Annotated in this window: 14 protein-coding genes; 8 read left to right on the plus strand and 6 right to left on the minus strand. The window is 72.8% G+C overall.

Features of this window, described 5'->3' with window-relative positions:
• Positions 1-121 precede the first annotated feature (121 nt).
• Complete coding sequence (locus ACWD4O_RS19625; RefSeq protein ID WP_351915227.1) at positions 122-559, plus strand: cell division protein SepF; 438 nt, start codon at positions 122-124, stop codon at positions 557-559.
• 36 nt (positions 560-595) lie between these two features.
• Here the strand turns inward: ACWD4O_RS19625 and ACWD4O_RS19630 are convergent, their stop codons facing one another.
• Positions 596-1,786: an acyl-CoA dehydrogenase family protein gene (locus ACWD4O_RS19630; RefSeq protein WP_451281307.1), complete on the minus strand. Its 1,191-nt coding sequence runs from the start codon at positions 1,784-1,786 to the stop codon at positions 596-598.
• Positions 1,787-1,935: 149 nt separating this feature from the next.
• Positions 1,936-3,537, minus strand: a complete 1,602-nt coding sequence (locus ACWD4O_RS19635) for an MFS transporter (RefSeq protein WP_451281309.1) — start codon at positions 3,535-3,537, stop codon at positions 1,936-1,938.
• Between the two features lie 293 nt (positions 3,538-3,830).
• On the opposite strand from ACWD4O_RS19635, the gene ACWD4O_RS19640 reads away from it, so the two are divergent.
• A complete protein-coding gene (locus tag ACWD4O_RS19640; protein WP_451281311.1) occupies positions 3,831-5,105 on the plus strand; it encodes a mannosyltransferase family protein in 1,275 nt (424 codons plus the stop codon).
• Positions 5,106-5,312: 207 nt separating this feature from the next.
• Positions 5,313-6,353, plus strand: a complete 1,041-nt coding sequence (locus tag ACWD4O_RS19645) for a phosphatase PAP2 family protein (protein WP_451281312.1) — start codon at positions 5,313-5,315, stop codon at positions 6,351-6,353.
• A 130-nt stretch (positions 6,354-6,483) separates the two neighbouring features.
• Here the strand turns inward: ACWD4O_RS19645 and ACWD4O_RS19650 are convergent, their stop codons facing one another.
• The 3 genes from ACWD4O_RS19650 to ACWD4O_RS19660 all read right to left on the minus strand — a co-directional run bounded on the left by ACWD4O_RS19650 (position 6,484) and on the right by ACWD4O_RS19660 (position 8,929).
• Positions 6,484-6,699: an I78 family peptidase inhibitor gene (locus ACWD4O_RS19650; RefSeq protein WP_451281313.1), complete on the minus strand. Its 216-nt coding sequence runs from the start codon at positions 6,697-6,699 to the stop codon at positions 6,484-6,486.
• 339 nt (positions 6,700-7,038) lie between these two features.
• Positions 7,039-8,376 carry an ABC transporter substrate-binding protein gene (locus ACWD4O_RS19655; RefSeq protein ID WP_451281315.1) on the minus strand — a complete coding sequence of 446 codons (1,338 nt, stop codon included), beginning with the start codon at positions 8,374-8,376 and terminating at the stop codon, positions 7,039-7,041.
• The gene (locus ACWD4O_RS19660; protein WP_451281316.1) at positions 8,345-8,929 is read right to left on the minus strand and encodes a hypothetical protein; all 585 of its coding nucleotides are present in this window, start codon (positions 8,927-8,929) and stop codon (positions 8,345-8,347) included. Before ACWD4O_RS19660 ends, ACWD4O_RS19655 begins: the two co-directional genes overlap by 32 nt.
• Before the next feature lie 131 nt (positions 8,930-9,060).
• Here ACWD4O_RS19660 and ACWD4O_RS19665 point away from each other — a divergent pair, with 131 nt between their 5' ends.
• Genes ACWD4O_RS19665 through ACWD4O_RS19675 form a run of 3 tightly spaced genes read left to right on the plus strand, consistent with a single transcriptional unit; the run spans position 9,061 to position 12,913 of the window.
• Positions 9,061-9,558: a hypothetical protein gene (locus tag ACWD4O_RS19665; RefSeq protein WP_451281318.1), complete on the plus strand. Its 498-nt coding sequence runs from the start codon at positions 9,061-9,063 to the stop codon at positions 9,556-9,558.
• Entirely contained in the window at positions 9,558-12,236 is a 2,679-nt protein-coding gene (locus ACWD4O_RS19670) for an ABC transporter permease subunit (RefSeq protein WP_451281319.1), read from the plus strand. The genes ACWD4O_RS19665 and ACWD4O_RS19670 overlap by 1 nt, the downstream gene beginning before the upstream one ends.
• The gene (locus ACWD4O_RS19675) at positions 12,233-12,913 is read left to right on the plus strand and encodes an ABC transporter ATP-binding protein (RefSeq protein WP_451281321.1); all 681 of its coding nucleotides are present in this window, start codon (positions 12,233-12,235) and stop codon (positions 12,911-12,913) included. Before ACWD4O_RS19670 ends, ACWD4O_RS19675 begins: the two co-directional genes overlap by 4 nt.
• Positions 12,914-12,958: 45 nt before the next feature.
• Here ACWD4O_RS19675 and ACWD4O_RS19680 read toward each other — a convergent pair whose 3' ends face one another.
• Positions 12,959-13,693, minus strand: coding sequence for a transglycosylase family protein (locus tag ACWD4O_RS19680; protein WP_451281323.1), 735 nt, complete (start codon positions 13,691-13,693; stop codon positions 12,959-12,961).
• Positions 13,694-14,255: 562 nt separating this feature from the next.
• Here ACWD4O_RS19680 and ACWD4O_RS19685 point away from each other — a divergent pair.
• Together ACWD4O_RS19685 and ACWD4O_RS19690 are read left to right on the plus strand one after the other, a co-directional pair.
• Positions 14,256-15,038: a hypothetical protein gene (locus ACWD4O_RS19685; RefSeq protein ID WP_450951491.1), complete on the plus strand. Its 783-nt coding sequence runs from the start codon at positions 14,256-14,258 to the stop codon at positions 15,036-15,038.
• Between the two features lie 115 nt (positions 15,039-15,153).
• On the plus strand, positions 15,154-15,558 hold the full coding sequence (locus tag ACWD4O_RS19690) for a hypothetical protein (RefSeq protein WP_451281325.1): 405 nt from the start codon (positions 15,154-15,156) through the stop codon (positions 15,556-15,558).
• Positions 15,559-15,623: the final 65 nt, after the last annotated feature.

Genomic DNA, 15,623 nt, shown 5'->3' on the forward strand with positions numbered 1-15,623 from the left:
CTGTGCACCAGTACCGTCACAAACCCCCCGCGCGGCGTCTATCCACTTGGCGCGACATCCGCATCATGGACGACCATGGGGAATGCGGAAAGCAGAAAGACCGCTGTGAGAGGAGGCGTCCATGGGATCGGTGCGCAAGGCGAGTGCCTGGCTTGGCCTCGTCGACGACAACGATGACGAGCGTTACTACGACGACGACTATTCCGAGGGGACCGACTCCGGAGAGGCCTGGGTCACCGACCCCCGCGTCAAGGTCGCCGCGGACACGGCCGAGGAGAAGGGCCGACGGATCGGCACCGTGACCCCGGACAGCTTCCGGGACGCGCGGGCGATCGGTGAGCTGTTCCGCGAGGGCGTGCCGGTCATCGTGAACCTCACGGCCATGGAGGCCGGCGACGCCAAGCGCGTCGTCGACTTCGCGGCCGGGCTGATCTTCGGCCTGCGGGGTTCGATCGAGCGGGTGTCCACCCGGGTGTTCCTGCTGACCCCCGCCAACACGGAGATCGTGAACGGCGACCCGTCCGCGCGTCGGGCGGACGGTTTCTTCAACCAGAGCTGAGGCAGGGCCGCTCGCCGGCCCTGCCCCCTCCGGGGGTCAGCGGAAGGCGTCGAGTCCGGTGAGCGCCTTGCCCAGCACGAGCTGGTGCATCTCGACGGTGCCTTCATAGGTGAGGACCGACTCCAGGTTGGTCGCGTGCCGCATGACGGGGTACTCGAGCGAGATCCCGTTGGCCCCGAGGATCGTGCGGGCGGTCCGGCAGATCTCGATCGCTTCCCGTACGTTGTTGAGCTTGCCGAAGCTGACCTGCTCGGGACGCAGGCGGCCGGCGTCCATCCGCCGCCCCAGATGGTGGGCGAGCAGAAGCCCCTTGTGCAGTTCGACCGCCATGTCGGCGAGCTTGGCCTGGGTGAGCTGGAAGCCCCCGATGGGCCGCCCGAACTGCTCCCGGGTCTTCGCGTATTCGACGGCGGTCTCGAAACACGACCGCGCCGCGCCCATCGCGCCCCACACGATGCCGTAGCGAGCGTGGGACAGACAGCTGAGCGGCCCCCGCAGCCCGGTGACCTCCGGCAGCACGGCATCGGCGGGCAGCCGTACGTCGTCGAGGACGAGTTCGCTGGTCACGCTGGCCCGCAGGGACCACTTGTGCTTGATCTCCGGGGCGGAGAACCCGGGGCTGTCGGTCGGGACGACGAACCCCCGGATCCCGTCCTCGCTCTGCGCCCAGACGACGGCCACCCCGGCGACCGACCCGTTGGTGATCCACATCTTGCGCCCGCCGATCACCCAGTCGGAGCCGTCGCGCTTGGCGTACGTCCGCATGGCGGCCGGGTCGGACCCGTGATCGGGTTCGGTGAGCCCGAAGCACCCGATGACCTCGCCGGCGGCCATCCTCGGCAGCCAGGCCTGTTTCTGCTCCTCGCTGCCGAAGCGATGGACGGCGTACATGGCGAGGGATCCCTGCACGGAGACGAGGGAACGGATCCCGGAGTCGGCGGCCTCGAGTTCGAGGCAGGCGAGCCCGTACTGCACGGCACTGGCGCCCGCGCATCCGTAGCCGCTGAGCGACATCCCGAGCGCCCCGATCCCGCCGAGCTCGAGGGCGAGCTCCCGGATGACCGGCAGCTCGCCGCGCTCGTACCACTCGGCGACATACGGCAGCACCCGATCCGCGGCCCACGCCCGCACGGTGTCCCGCACGGCCTTGTCCTCGGGCTCGAGCAGGTCGTCGAGGCCGAGGGGATCGGCGGGGTCGAAGGGGGGCAACTTCGAGGACGCAGACATCGGCAAACCCTCCGCCACTGGAAAACTAGCACCGCTAACCACCCTGCCCCGAGTCGCGCTGCGACCGCAAGACGCCAACGGCGAACAAGCCCCGCGGGAAACGCCCACCGATCAAGAAACAGCAAACGAGCGGTGCGTGGGTGGGAGATTCAGGCCGAGACGCGGGACTTCGCGACCTCCCGGGGCGCAGGGAGTTCCACCTCCGCCGGAGGCGCCTCGCACTGCATGACCCGCGGCAGGCGCACCGCCATCAGCGCCCCGAGCAGCAGCAGCCCCGCGCTCACCAGCAGCGTGACATGCAGCCCGTGCACGAAGCTGTCCCGAGCCGCCCGGCGCAGGGCCGCCCCCGCCGACCCCCCGAGCCGCCCGGCGACCTCGTAGGCCTCGCCCAGCGAATGCCCCGCCGAGGCCGATGCGGAGGCCGGCACCCCCGGCACACCGTTGAGTCCGGGCGTGTACGCCGCGTTCATCACGCTGCCGAGCAGCGCGATCCCGATCCCCGCGCCCAGCTGGTACGAGGTCTCGCCGATCGCCGCCGCCCCGCCCGCCTGCTCCGGCGGGGCCTCGCTCAGCATCGACTCGTAGGCCGCGAACAAGGTCGTCTCCAGGCCGAAGCCCAGCAGGAGGAACCCGATCAGCAGCAGCCCCGCGTTGTCGGAGCCGCCCATGGCGGTCAGGGTGAGCACGGCCAACGCCGTGAGCAGGAATCCCCCGCACACCATCCGCCGCGGGCCGAACTGGCGCAGCAGCCGCGCCCCGGCCAGCCCCGCGGCCATCGCGGCGAAGGTGAGGGGGAGCAGTCGCAGGCCCGTCTCCAGCGGGGACAGCCCCAGCACCAGTTGCAGGTACTGCGCCGCGATCAGTTCGAGGCCCACCAGCGCCAGCATCGCCAGCACGATGCACCCCACCGAGGTGCTGAACGCCGGCCGCCCGAACATCCGCAGGTCGACCAGGGGATGGGCGCACCGCCGCTGCCTGCGGACGAACAACGCGATCAGCACCGCGCCCACGGCGAGCGGCGCCACGGTGAACAGTCCCAGCTCCCCGCCGCCCAGCCGCTTCACGCCGAGCACGACACCGAACAGCCCGGCCGCGGCCATCAGCGCGCCGACCACGTCCCAGGGGCCGTCCTTGGCGCCCCGTGACTCGGGCAGCAGCAGTCGTCCGATCGGCAGACTGACCAGCATCAACGGAATGTTGACGAGGAAGACCGAGCCCCACCAGAAGTGCTCCAGGAGAAAGCCGCCGAGCAGCGGACCGACCGCGGCGCCCACCGCGGCCACCGCGCTCCAGATGCCTATCGCCAGCGCCCGTTCGCGCCGGTCCGGGAAGACCTGGCGCAGGATCGACAGCGTGGCCGGCATGATCATCGCGCCGCCGACGCCCAACAGCGCCCGCGCCAGGATCAGCGTCTGCGCGCTCCCGGCGAACGCCGCCAGTGCGGAGGCGACGCCGAACAGGGCGTATCCGAGCAGCAGGACCCGCCGACGGCCCACCTTGTCGCCGAGCGTGCCGAACAGGATCAGCAGCGAGGCGCAGACCAGTGGATAGGTGTCGACGATCCAGAGCAGCTCGATCCCGCCGGGCCGCAGGTCCTCGGTGACGGCGGGCACCGCCACGTGCAGCACGGTGGCGTCGACGGCGACCAGCAGCAGGCTGACGCACAGCACCACCAGCACGACCCAGCGGTTGGCACCGGCCCCGGCCGCCCTACGGCGCAGCCCAGCGGCGGCCGTGGTCGTCCCGGACATGTACGTACCTCCCAGGTGATCCCTCGTTCCGGCGGGCTCGCGGGGTGGGGACTCCCCGCGACTCGGCCGGAGAGGAGCGGTGGTCTCCGGCCCGCGCAAACGAACACGAGTGGAACGCAGCGTACGCGAGTTCGCGCCACGGCCAAGTGGCGGACCTCTCACCGTCCACGGGCAACCTGTGTGGTGTACGCCACTCCCCACGCCCCTTGCCGCGCCCCCTGACGCGCCTGCGTGCACCGTCGCGCACGCCCCGGCGGTCCGCGCCGCCGAGCACCCCGTCGATAATCGAGCCCGTGACCGATCTCGAGACGCGTGTGACGCCCCGCGGCGCCGCGGCCCTGCGCCGGGCGGCTCCCGCCCTCCTGGGGTACGCCGCCGTGCGCGCCCTGGGCCTGCTCGCCCTGGCCCTGTGGAGCGCCGCCCGCGACAAGAGCGCGTACACGCTGCTGACCGCCCGCTGGGACGCCCTCTGGTACACGAGGGTCGCCGAGCTGGGCTACGGCTACGAGGTCCGGCTGCCGAACGGCGACGTCCACTCCAATCTGGCCTTCTTCCCGCTGCTGCCCTGGCTGGAAAGGCTGCTGCACGCGGTGACCCCGCTGTCGTACGCCGACGCCGGTTTCGTCGTCTCGCTGGTCGCCTCGCTCGCGGCCGCCGGGGGGATCTTCGCGGTCGCCGATCACGTGTACGGGCGGCGGGCCGGGGTGTGCGCGGTGCTGGTGTGGGCCGTCCTGCCCGTCGGGATCGTCCAGTCGATGGCGTACAGCGAGTCGCTCTTCACCGCGCTGGCCGCCTGGTCGCTGTACGCGGTGCTCACCGGCCGGTGGGTGACCGCCGGGGTGCTGGCGTCGTTGTCCGGGCTGACCCGTCCGGTGGGGCTCGCGGTGGTCGCGGCGGTGTGGGCGGCGGGCATCGCGTCCTTCCTTCGGGAGCGGGAGTCGTCCCGGACGGTCTCGTTCGCGGGAACCCGCAGCACAGCGCCCGAGTCCGGCGCGCCCGCCCCCGAGCGCGCCCCTCGCCCGTCGGCCGGCGACCCTTCCGGGCGCGAGGTCACGGCCGGCGGGCCCCGCCTCGCACCGCGCGCTCTCGGCATGCTCCTCGCGCCCCTCGGCGCCGCCGGGTACGTCCTGTGGGTCGGCCGTCACACCGGCAAGGGGCTCCTCGGCTACCTCGACGTCCAAGCGGGCTGGCGCAACGGCTTCGACGGCGGGTACGCCTTCGCCCGCTTCGTCGCCGACAAGTTCACATCGTTCCCGTCGGCCCTCGCCGGCCTCGGCCTGATCGTCGGCGTCGCCCTGCTGCTGTGGCTGTACGTCACCTGCGTACGGCAGCGCCAGCCGCTCCCGTTGCTGGTGTACGGGGGCGTGGTCCTCGCGCTCGCGCTGTGCGCGTCGAGCTACTTCGGCTCGAAGCCGCGCCTGCTGCTGCCCGCCTTTCCGCTGCTGCTGCCGCTCGCCCTCGCCCTGGCCCGGCTGCGGACCGCCGGGGCGGCGGCGGTGCTGGCGGGCCTCGCGACGGCCTCGGCCGTGTACGGGGCGTGGTGGCTGAACGGCTCCGGCCCTCCGTAACGGTGAGTCCGGCATTTCGGTGAACCTTTTCATAAGTTCCCTAAAAGCATCCCGTGGAATGATCAAAAGAATTGAAGGGAACAGCGTTCGACGAATACTCATTCCACAGTAATAAACAGCTCCCTGAGAGCAATCCCACATCACATCGTCATCACAAACCGGCGGTATCGGCCGGGTCGCGAGCTCACTCGCTGTAACGTCGTTTAGGTGCGTACCGAACAAAACCTCACCCGTCTGGACCGGGTGTTCGCCAGGCTCGACCGTGAGCCGGAACGACCGGCCCACATCGATGTGCCGAAGATGAGCAGGCACCGGGTCGCCCTGTTGTCCGCGACCCTGGCCTTCTATCTGGCGATCGTGTGGCTCGTGGTGGTCACCTCATGGCTGGTCCGCTTCGACTGGCAGGTCATGTTCTTCCGGCCCTACCAGCAGTGGCCGGAGATCCACGCCTTCCTCGACTACTACGTGGTCCTCGGCCAGCGCGGCCCGACCGCCGTGATGGTCGCCGCCTGGCTCGGCTGGAGATCCTGGCGCCAGCACACGCTTCGCCCGCTGCTCACCCTGGGCGCCTCGCTGCTGCTGCTGAACATCACCGTGGGCGCCGCGAAGCTCGGCATGGGGCGGCTGGGACCGCACTACGCGACGACCATCGGCTCCAACGAGATGGGTCTGGGCGGCGATATATTTCCCAGCGGCCACACCGCCAACGCCGTGGTGACCTGGGGAATCCTGGCGTATCTGGCCTCCACGCCGAGGGCGCGCCGCTGGCTGTCCGCGGTCTCCGCGGTGGTCTCGCTCGGCGTCGGCCTCACCACCGTCTACCTCGGTACGCACTGGCTGAGCGACGTGGTGCTCGGCTGGGCCGCCGGTCTGCTGGTCCTGCTGGCGCTGCCCTGGTGCGAGCCGCTGATCGCGCGCGCCGAGGTCTCGATCTTCGCCCTGCGTGACCGCCGGCGCGAGCGCCGCAGCACCACGTTCCCGGCTCCGGCTCCGGCTCCGGCGGCCCCCGTCGCCGTGTCCCTGCCCCTCAAGCCGCACCCCGTGGCCCAGGACGAGGCTGCCGCGGCCCGCGAGCCGCTCGCCCCGGCCAGGTCCCCGCGCGCGCCGGCCTACATGGCCCCCGGCCCACACGCGACGCGCTCGGAACGCACCCCGGTCACCCCGATCGGAACCCGCCGCCCACCGCACGCCGACCGCCTCCCCCGCGGTACGACGGCCTCGGCGACCCGCCCCCTCACAGGCGGCTGACCAGCGCGATCGCCGCCCGACACGGCGGGACCCCGGTACGCACAACCCGGTCCCGCGCCAGAAGGCCCCGGTTCCCGAAGCTCGGGAACCGGGGCCTTCGCCGTGTCGGCGCGAGCCGCTTGCGAACGGCTCAGCCCTTCCAGGCGCGGGTCACGCGTCCGGCCCGCACCTCGAAGTTCAGCCGCCCGAAGAGGTACTCCATGGTGACGATCGTCCCGGGCGCCAGCGAGCGCACCGTCGACCATCCCCGTTCGCGGGCGAGCCGCTCGGCCCGTGCGGCCTCGAGGCCGACGTACCCGTCCGGATTGTCCTGGGGCTCCGCTGGCGGAGTGTGATTCGGTGCCATGCCGCCACGCTAGGCCGCGGGGCGCGCCCCGGGAAGACCGGACCGGGGATACGGATCACTCCGGTCACACTTCTGTCACAGGACCACGACACGCGTTTCGGCCCAACCAGATCACACGTACGAGCGGTTTCGTACGCCTGCCGCGTGCATTCGAACTTAATTCCCGTGTGTCGTTCGGGTGCCCCGAATAACCCGCCGAAAAGCGCGCGGACAGCCGTCCACACAACCCGTTCCTTTTCGATTCCGGGCGGGATCTCGGGAGCTGACTGCGCATAGGAAATGCACTGTTCCCCCACACCTCCTCCGTACCCGTCCTCCGTACCCGACGGGCCGGGTGTCTCACGGTGTGTACGCCAGTTGCGGGACGTCGAAGCAGGTGTCGGTCATCTCCGACTGGGTGACCCAGCCCTTGCCGTCCTGCCAGCGGGCGACCGACAGACACGTCCGGCGGCTCTTCGGCGGTTCGGCGAGCCGCTCGAACCGCACGGGGAGCAGCAGCCCGCCGGCGTCGTACCCCTGGCTGCGGTTCATGAAGGCGTCGACGCACGCGCGCGTGACACCGTCTCCCCCTGTCCCGCCTTCCTCCGTCCCGCCGTGCTCGGCGCACGACTCGGCCGCCTCCGTGAACCACCTGGCGGCCGCCCACCCCTCCAGCTGCCACTGGGAGTGCGTCTTCAGCCCCTCGGTGGCGTCCCGGAACTCCCGTACGGCCCGGTTCGAGGTGTCCTCGTAGTTGCGGCTGGACCCGGTCGCCCACAGGGCGTTACGGCAGTTCGGGGAGTCCTTGTAGTCCTCGGGGACGGTCGAGTTCCAGTTCTGGACGTTCGTCACCTTGGCGGTGACCTTCGCGCCGACCTCGTCCATCGCTTCGCACAGCCGGGCGTTTCCGTGCGTGTCGAGGGCGTCCAGGACGAGGTCGGCGCCCTGTTGCTCGAGGTCGGCCGCGACCGCGCGGAAGTTGGGCAGCGCGAAGTCGACCTGCTCGCTGACGACCTTGTAACCCTCGGCCTTCAGACCCCGCTCCACGAGCCTCGCGTAGGCGGCGGACGCGGACTGGTTGTAGGAGACGACGGCGGCCGTACGCGCTCCGTGCGCACGCTTGAAGTACCGGTAGGCCTCGGTGCCGCCGTACAGCTCCCCGTCCCAGCCCGGGCGGCCGTCGCGCGGCGCGAGGCTGCCGTAGACGCCGTACAGGTGCGGCCAGGTGTCGTAGGCCGCGCCGATGGGCTGGCCGCCGATGTCCGGCACCCCCGCGCGGGAGACCCGGGAGGCTCCGGCGTAGTCCAGGGCGGTGGTGGCGACCAGGGCGACGACCTTGTCCTCGTCGAGCAGCCGGTGCACACAGGTGTTGTCGCCGACGCCGCTGCCGCCGTCGTCGCACAGCCGTACCTCGACGCGGCGGCCGTCGATGCCCCCGCGCGCGTTGAGACGGTCGAAGTACGCCTGCGCGCCGTCGCGCGGGCCGGTGAACGCGCTGCCGCCGACCGGGCTGGTGGCGCTGGCGATGATGCCGACGCGGATGGGCGCGCCGCCGGTCTGCCCGGACGGGGCCCGCGAGGACGCGGCAGGGGACGCGAAGTCGCTCTCCGGGAGCCGGCTGCCGCAGGCCGCGCTCAGCAGGAGCAGCAGCGCCGCAGCGGCCGTCTCAGCAGCCCGGGAGCGCCGACGCGGACGCATCGCCGCTCAACCGGACCAGCGCGCACAGCGAGTTGACGGACACCTTCCAGGTGCCGTCCTCCTCCACGGACGTGCCGGAGGCGCCCGGCAGGGCGGTCGCGCCGTCGAGCGTGAGCGTGTACGTGACGGTCGCCTCGGTCGGCTTGGTGAACTCCACCTTCTCGACCTTCGCCGCCACCTGCCCGCCGCGCTGGTCACCGCTGAAGGCGTCCAGGACCGGGCCCATCAGCTCGCCGTGCTCCAGGACGTCCTGTCTGTCCTCGGCGGAGGTCGCCGGGTCGAAGAACTTCTCCCAGTTCTGCCGGATCTCCCGCTCGGCCGCCGCCGGGTCCGCGGGCGCGTTCGTGGCCGCGGGCGCGCTCGTCGTCGTCCCCGGGGCCGACGCCGAGGGGGTTCCGGAAGCGCTGCCGCCGGAGTCGTCGTCGCTGCAGGCCGCGAGGGCCGGGGTCAGCAGGAGGATCAGGGCGGCCGCCAGTGCCGTGCCCCGTCCCGCCGCCCGCGGGCCGCCTCCCCTCGTTGCGTTCCCCCGCCTGAGGTCGCTCCCGAGAACCATCTGGCTCACCACCGGGTGTCGGTCCGGGCCGAGGACGCCCGGTGCTTTCAGGGTCAGCTTCCAGAGGGCATAGTGCAAGCCATTGGCCGGCTTGAGAACGCAGCCAGACACACGACGTGTGGGAGCCGACGATGCCGAGGACGCCGACCGTGCGGAGCGCGCCGAGTGCGCGACTGCGCAACGTCCACCCCGTCCTGTGGGCCGGCTGGGCTGCGCTGGCCGTCGGCGCGGTGCTGTGCGCGGTCGGCTGGTACGGCGTCTCCGGCGAACGGTACGCCGAACGCCAGCTGCCCTATCTGGCCTCCTGCACGATCCCCGGCGCCGCGCTGATCGTCGCCGCGGCCGTCCTCCTCACCTACGGCCGGAGCGCCGTCTCCCACGCGCGCGTGGACGAGCTGTACGGCCTGCTGGTGGCGGCCGGGCCGGAGGAACCCGAGGAGTCCGCGGCGACCGCGCCCGTCGCGGTCAGCGGCGAGCTGCGCATGGTGCCGGGCGGCACCCTGTGGCACCGCGCGGACTGCCCGCTGGTCGCCGGGAAGGCGGAGGCGGTGCCGGTGGACGGCCGGCTGCTGGCGACCGGCGACCTCGACCCGTGCCCCATCTGCGAGCCGGACGCGGCGGACTCCTGATGTCCTCCCTCACCTACGACCTCACGCTCGCCGGTCTCTCGGTCGGCAGCGCGGCGGCGCTCACCGGGATCGGTCTGATCGTCACCTACCGGGCGACGGGCGTGCTCAACTTCGCGCACGGGGCGATCGCGATGCTGTGCGCCTACGTGCTGCGGCAGTGCGTGGTGGGGTGGGGGTGGCCGCTGTGGCCGGCGGCGGCGGTCACGCTGCTGGTGTTCGCGCCGGCCGTCGGGGTGCTGCTGGAACGGTTCGTCTTCCGTCCGCTCGCCGTCCTCGGCGACGACCCGGCCCAGACCCTCGTCGCGTCCATCGGGGTGTTCGTGCTGCTGGTGGGCGGGGCGGCGCTGGTGTGGGGGCAGGGGGCGCGGGACGACGTGCCGGAACTGGTGTCGGCGTCGGCGGATCCATGGGGGCAGCTCGCCGTGGTACTGGCGCTCGCCGTGGGCGTGGCGGCGGTGATCCGCGGGACGCGCTTCGGGCGGGAGCTGCGGGCCGTGGTCGACGACCGGGAGCTGGCCGTGCTCGGCGGGATCGACGCGGACCGGGTGGCTGCGGCGGGCTGGGCGTTCGGGTCGTTCACCGCCGGTCTGACGGGCGTGCTGCTGGCGCCGTACGTGCGCCTGGACCCGTACGGGCTGCCGCTGCTGGTGATGGAGGTCGTCGCGGTCGCGGTGGCGGCGCGGATGCGCAGTCTCCCGGTCGCGGTGATGGTCGCCCTGGGGATCGGCGTCGCGCAGAGCCAGCTGACCCGGCTGCATCCGACGGGCTGGGGCGCGCCGCTGCTCCAGGCGGTCGGCGCGAACCTGTTCGTCCTCGCCCTGCTGGTCGCCGCACTGGCGCTGCCCGGCGTCGGCACGCGCGACGCGCTCCCGCGTCCGGCACGCGCGCGTGCGACGACCCCGCCGGGGGCCTGGATCGTGGCCGTCGTGCTGTTCCTGCTGCCGCTCGGGCTCGCGGGCTCGGACCTGCACACGGCGGTCCAGGTGCCCGCCCTCGGCGTGATCCTGCTGTCCCTGGTGGTCGTCACCGGCCGCGGCGGCCAGATCTCGCTCGGGCAGGCTGCGTACGCGGGTCTGGGCGCCCTGTTCACGGCACTGCTCGCGGCCGGCCGCTTCCCCGGCCTCCCCCGTCTCCCCGAACTGGCGGCGCTGGCCGTGGCGGTCCTGCTGGTGGCCCCGCTGGGCCTGCTGACCGGCTGGCCCGCGATCCGCCGCCACGGCCTCGCCCTGGCCCTCGCGACCTTCGTGGTCGGCGTCGCGGTGAGCCGCTTCGTCTTCGCCCAGCCGTACGCCACGTCCGGCCTCTCCCTCGGCCGCCCCGCCGGCTTCGACGGGGACCGCGCGTACTACGTCCTGGAGCTGGCCCTGCTGGCGGCCGCGCTGCTCGCGACCCGGGCGCTGCGCCGGGGCCGCACCGGACGGGCCCTCGCGGCGATGCGCGACCACGAGCCGGGCGCGGCCGCGGCGGGCGTACGCGTCCCGTCCCTGAAGCTCCTGGCCTTCGTCGCGGGCGCCGCCCTGGCCGCGCTGGGCGGCGCCCTGCTCGGCATGGGCCTGCGCGCCTTCGACGCGGGCGCGTACGACCCCGTGCGGGGCTTGCTCTGGTTCGCCGCCGTGATCGTCCTGGGCGCGGACAGCACCCTGGGCGCCCTGGCCGCGGCTGCCCTCCTGGTGGGCCTGGACGCGGGGGCCCGAGGCGGAGTCGCGGCGGCCCTGGTGGGAGTCCTGGCAGTGCTCCTGGGCCGCTTCCCCGACGGCCCGCACGGCGCCCTGCGCGCAATCGGCGAGCGGCTGCGGGCGGGAGCCCGGCAGCGGAGGGCGACGTTGACCCCGCTGGGGGCACAGGTGAGGGAAAGGCTGGGGCGGGACGGACCGGGCGCCTCGCGCCCACCGCCCCCCGCGCCGCCCGCCCCTGACCGCACCCCGCCCCCGCCCCCGCCACACCGCGCTGCGCGCCGCGCCCCCTCCCCGGCTCCCCGCGCTCCCCTCCTCACCGCCCGGCGTCTGCGGGCCCGCTACGGCGGGTTCACCGCGTTGGACGGGGTCGAGTTGAGCGTCGGGGCCGGTCGGGTGGTCGCCGTCGTGGGGCCCAACGGGGCCGGGAAGAGCACGTTGTTCCACTGTCTCGCCGGGACCCTGCGTCCCGCGCGCGGGCAGGTGCTGCTCGACGGGCGCGACATCACCCGGCTCGCCGCGCCCGCCCGCACCCGGCTCGGTGTCGCGCGGACCTTCCAGGAGCTGGCCGTCTTCCCGTCGCTGACGGTGGCCGAGAACGTCCGGGTCGGCGCCGAGCAGGGGCGGATCGCCGACCCGGCCGCCGCGGAACGGGCGTTGGCACTGTTCGGGCTCGACGGGGCGGTCAGGGCGCTGCCCGCCGCCGGGCTGCCCACCGGCACACTGCGCCGGGTCGAGCTCGCCAGGGCGTTCGCGGGCAGCCCGCGGGTGCTGCTGCTCGACGAGCCCGCCGCCGGTCTCGACACCGTCGAGGTGGCCTCGCTCGCCCGGGTGCTGGGCGCGCTGGCCGCCGAGGGCACCGCCCTGCTCGTCGTCGAGCACGACCTGGACCTGGTCGCCGGCCTCGCCGACGTCGTGCACGTCATGGCGGCGGGCCGGATCGTCGCCTCGGGACCGCCCGACCGCGTCCTCGACGCCCTGGCCGCGCAGGAGGCGAACCCGTGACGCTCGCCCGGCACTCCCCGCTCACCCGGCACTCCCAGCTCGCCCTGCGGCACGCGCGCGTGCGCTTCGGCCCGCTCGAAGCCCTGCACGGCGTCTCCCTCACCGCCCCCGCCCCGGGCCTCACCGTCCTGCTGGGCCGCAACGGCTCGGGCCGTACGACGACGCTGCGGGCGCTGGCCGGGGTCGTGCCCCTGTCCGGGGGCGCGGTGGTCTGGGACGGGACGGACGTGACCGGGATGCCCGCGTTCGAGCGGGCGCGGCACGGACTGTGCCTGGTTCCCGACCGGCGGGCGGTGTTCGGCTCGCTGACCGTGCGGGAGAACCTGGACCTCGCCGCCGCCGACCACACCGTCTACCCCCACCTCAAGAGCCTGCTCGCGCGCAGGGCGGGCACGCTCTCCGGCGGTGAGCAGCGCATGGTGGCCCTGTGCCGTGCCCTGTCGACGCACGCGCGTGTGGTCCTCGCCGACGAGCCCACCCAGGGCATGGCCCCGGCGGTCGCGGCCCGTACCTACGAGCTGCTGGCCTCGCTCGACGCGTGCGTGGTGCTGGCCGAGCAGCGGCTGCCGCCCGTGCTGCTCGGCCGGCGGGCCTTCGTGTACGAACTCCGCCGCGGGGCCGTCGCGTTCGCCGGGGAGGCGGGCGAGTGGGCGGCACGGCCGCCCGGAACGCCGTAGTGGCCCCACCCGGCCGGTACTCCGGGTGGGGCCACTGGCGGGTGCTCAGAGCGTCAGGCGCTGACCGGGCACGATGAGGTCGGGGTCGCCTCCGACGACGGCCTTGTTGGCGGCGTAGATCCGCTGCCAGGTCGTCGCGTACCGGGCCGCGATGGTGCTGAGGGTGTCGCCCCGGACGACGGTGTAGTCGCCTCGGGACGTACCGCGGGAGGTCTGGCTCGTCGAACGCTCCGGCGCGGTCGAGGAGCTCGACTTCGAAGAACCGGAGTGCGAGGAGTTCGAAGACTTCGAGGAGTTCGACTTGCCCGAGCTCGACCCGCTCGACTTGCTCGACTTGCTCGAGTTCTGCTTGCCCGAATTCGACTTGCTCGAATTCGACTTGGTGGAGGACGAACCGGAGTCCGGCGCGCTGCCGGACGCTCCGGCGCGCGCCGAGCAGGTCGGCCACGCACCCCACCCCTGTGCCTTCTGCACCTTGGCGGCGACAGAGATCTGCTGTGCCTTGCTGGCCTTGTCGGCGGTCGAGGCGTAGGCGGTGCCGCCGTACGCGCGCCACGTGCCGGCGGAGAACTGCAGCCCGCCGTAGTAGCCGTTGCCGGTGTTGATGTGCCAGTTGCCGCCGCTCTCGCACTGGGCGATGCGGTCCCACACCCCGCTGTCGGCCGCCGCGGCGCTGCCGGTCGCGGACAGCAGTCCGAGGGGGGCGAGGAGTACCGCCCCGGCGAGGACCGCCGTCTTGCGCGAAGCCTTGCGGGTGTAGTTATCGGCACATTCGGACATGTAGATCCCTCTCTACGTACCCGGGCTCCCCGTGGCCGGGCGCGTCGGCCGCGCAGTGACGCGGTCGGCGCGCCCCGCCCCGTCCGCCGGCGATGGTGCCGCGCGGTGCCGACTCTGCGTCTGACGCTTCGTCTGGCTCTGCGCGGCCGGCGGACGTACCCGAGCGGTGCGAGTTGCACACGGCGGAGCAATCTAGGGACCTTGATGACCCGTTATCAACCAACTCCCTGTTGTCCCAGGCCAGTTAGCCGTTACCGTAGGTAGCGGCGAATTCCGGCCACCTACTTCATTCCCTCATTTCATGATTTGTCGACCAGGCCTTCGAACAAACTGTGAGTCAGTTCACCGGGCCAACTTCCGTAACCTCTCTGTTACTTGACATGGAGTGTCCAATTCCGCACACAGCGTGACGCTGCATGCAGGATGGTTCGATTCCGTCAGCGTTGCAGCGTGACTCCCGCCACAGCTCGCCCGTTGTCTTCTTCATGAGCCGGGGACCTGCCCGGACCACGAGCCGGAGCCACCCGGCCTCGCCCACGCACCGCATCCGAGGGAGCCACCCGTGCCGCGCATGCTCGACGTCAGCGACGAGGTACGCGCCGAGATCGGCGACGAAGAAGCCGACCGGCTACTCGCCGGAGACAACGCCCCGGGCAGTTACGACTGCACGTCCTGCCGCACCCAGGGCGACTCCGAGAACGAGCGCACCAGCACCGTCCTGTTCATCGGGGACGAGACCGCCGTCCTCGCCTTCGCCCACGCCACCTGCCTGCCCTCCCAGGTCGTCCAGGTCACCGAGGAGCAGCTGCAGGGCGCGGTGCGCTCCATCAGCGGCGACACCGTCGACCTGGACCCCGACAAGGTCGTCCCCGAGCAGGCGGTGCTCGGCGTGACCAGCGGACTCGTCCTGATCGCCGGGGAGTTGCACCCGGCCCTGGTGGTCGAGCCGACCGCGCCCATCGTGCGGCCCGGCACCGTCGGCGCCGGCGACGACTTCCTGCCGCTGCTGATCGAGCAGGGCTTCATGCCGCTGAGCGAGCTGACCGAGGTGCCGCCGGTGCAGCACGGCTGGTCCGTGCTGCTGGCGATGGGGCAGCTGCACGCGGTGCTGCAGCCGTCGGCCAACGGCGGCCAGCCGGTCGCCTGGTGGCAGGCGCACCAGCCGCTCCAGGTGACGGAAGGGTGGCGGGCCGCGGCCAACAAGCACCAGCAGGTGCTGATGTTCGCGGCCCCGGTCGGGTCGATCGGCCGCCAGCCCCGGGAGGACCTGCTGCGCGGCGCGCTGGACAAGGCCGCGGCGAACGGGCAGCTGGTCGGGGCCGCGCTTCCCCTCGCCGGGACCTGAGTCCCGCACGGGGGCACGGGGCGGGGACTGCGGTCGCAGCTGAAACCCGGCCCCGCGCCCCCAACGGCATGCCGTGCGACCGCATCTCTTGAAGTCCAACCTCGTTTGGACATACGTGCACACCTACGACGTTCCCCGCCGCCCGGCCTTCCCGTCGATCCCGTCCGCGCGACCGGCTCAGGACTCCCAGGGCGGCCCATCGGCCACGCCGATCTACGACGCGCTCTACGCCGAGTACGTCAAGACGTTCCGCTCGCTGCCGGGTGACCGCAGCGGCGAGGACGAACTGGGGTTCACCGCCTTCGGGAACATCCCGCACAACACGGGCACATACGCGGCGCCCCGCCCGGGATCGTTCAGCAGCTCGTACAGCGCCTACAGCGCGGGGGCGCAGAGCGCGCGGCACGGGACGGGGCAGCAGTCCCAGTGGCAGCGGGTCGGGCAGATCGGCCAGCCGCCCACACCCACCGCGCTGCACCACATCCCGGCGCTCCCGCCGGCCCCCCGCAGGACCTTCTGACCGGACCAGGTCCGAGACGGCCGGTCCGCGCATGAGGGGAGGGCGGTACCCGTAACCACGGGTAC

This window comes from Streptomyces sp. NPDC002623 (assembly GCF_053592635.1).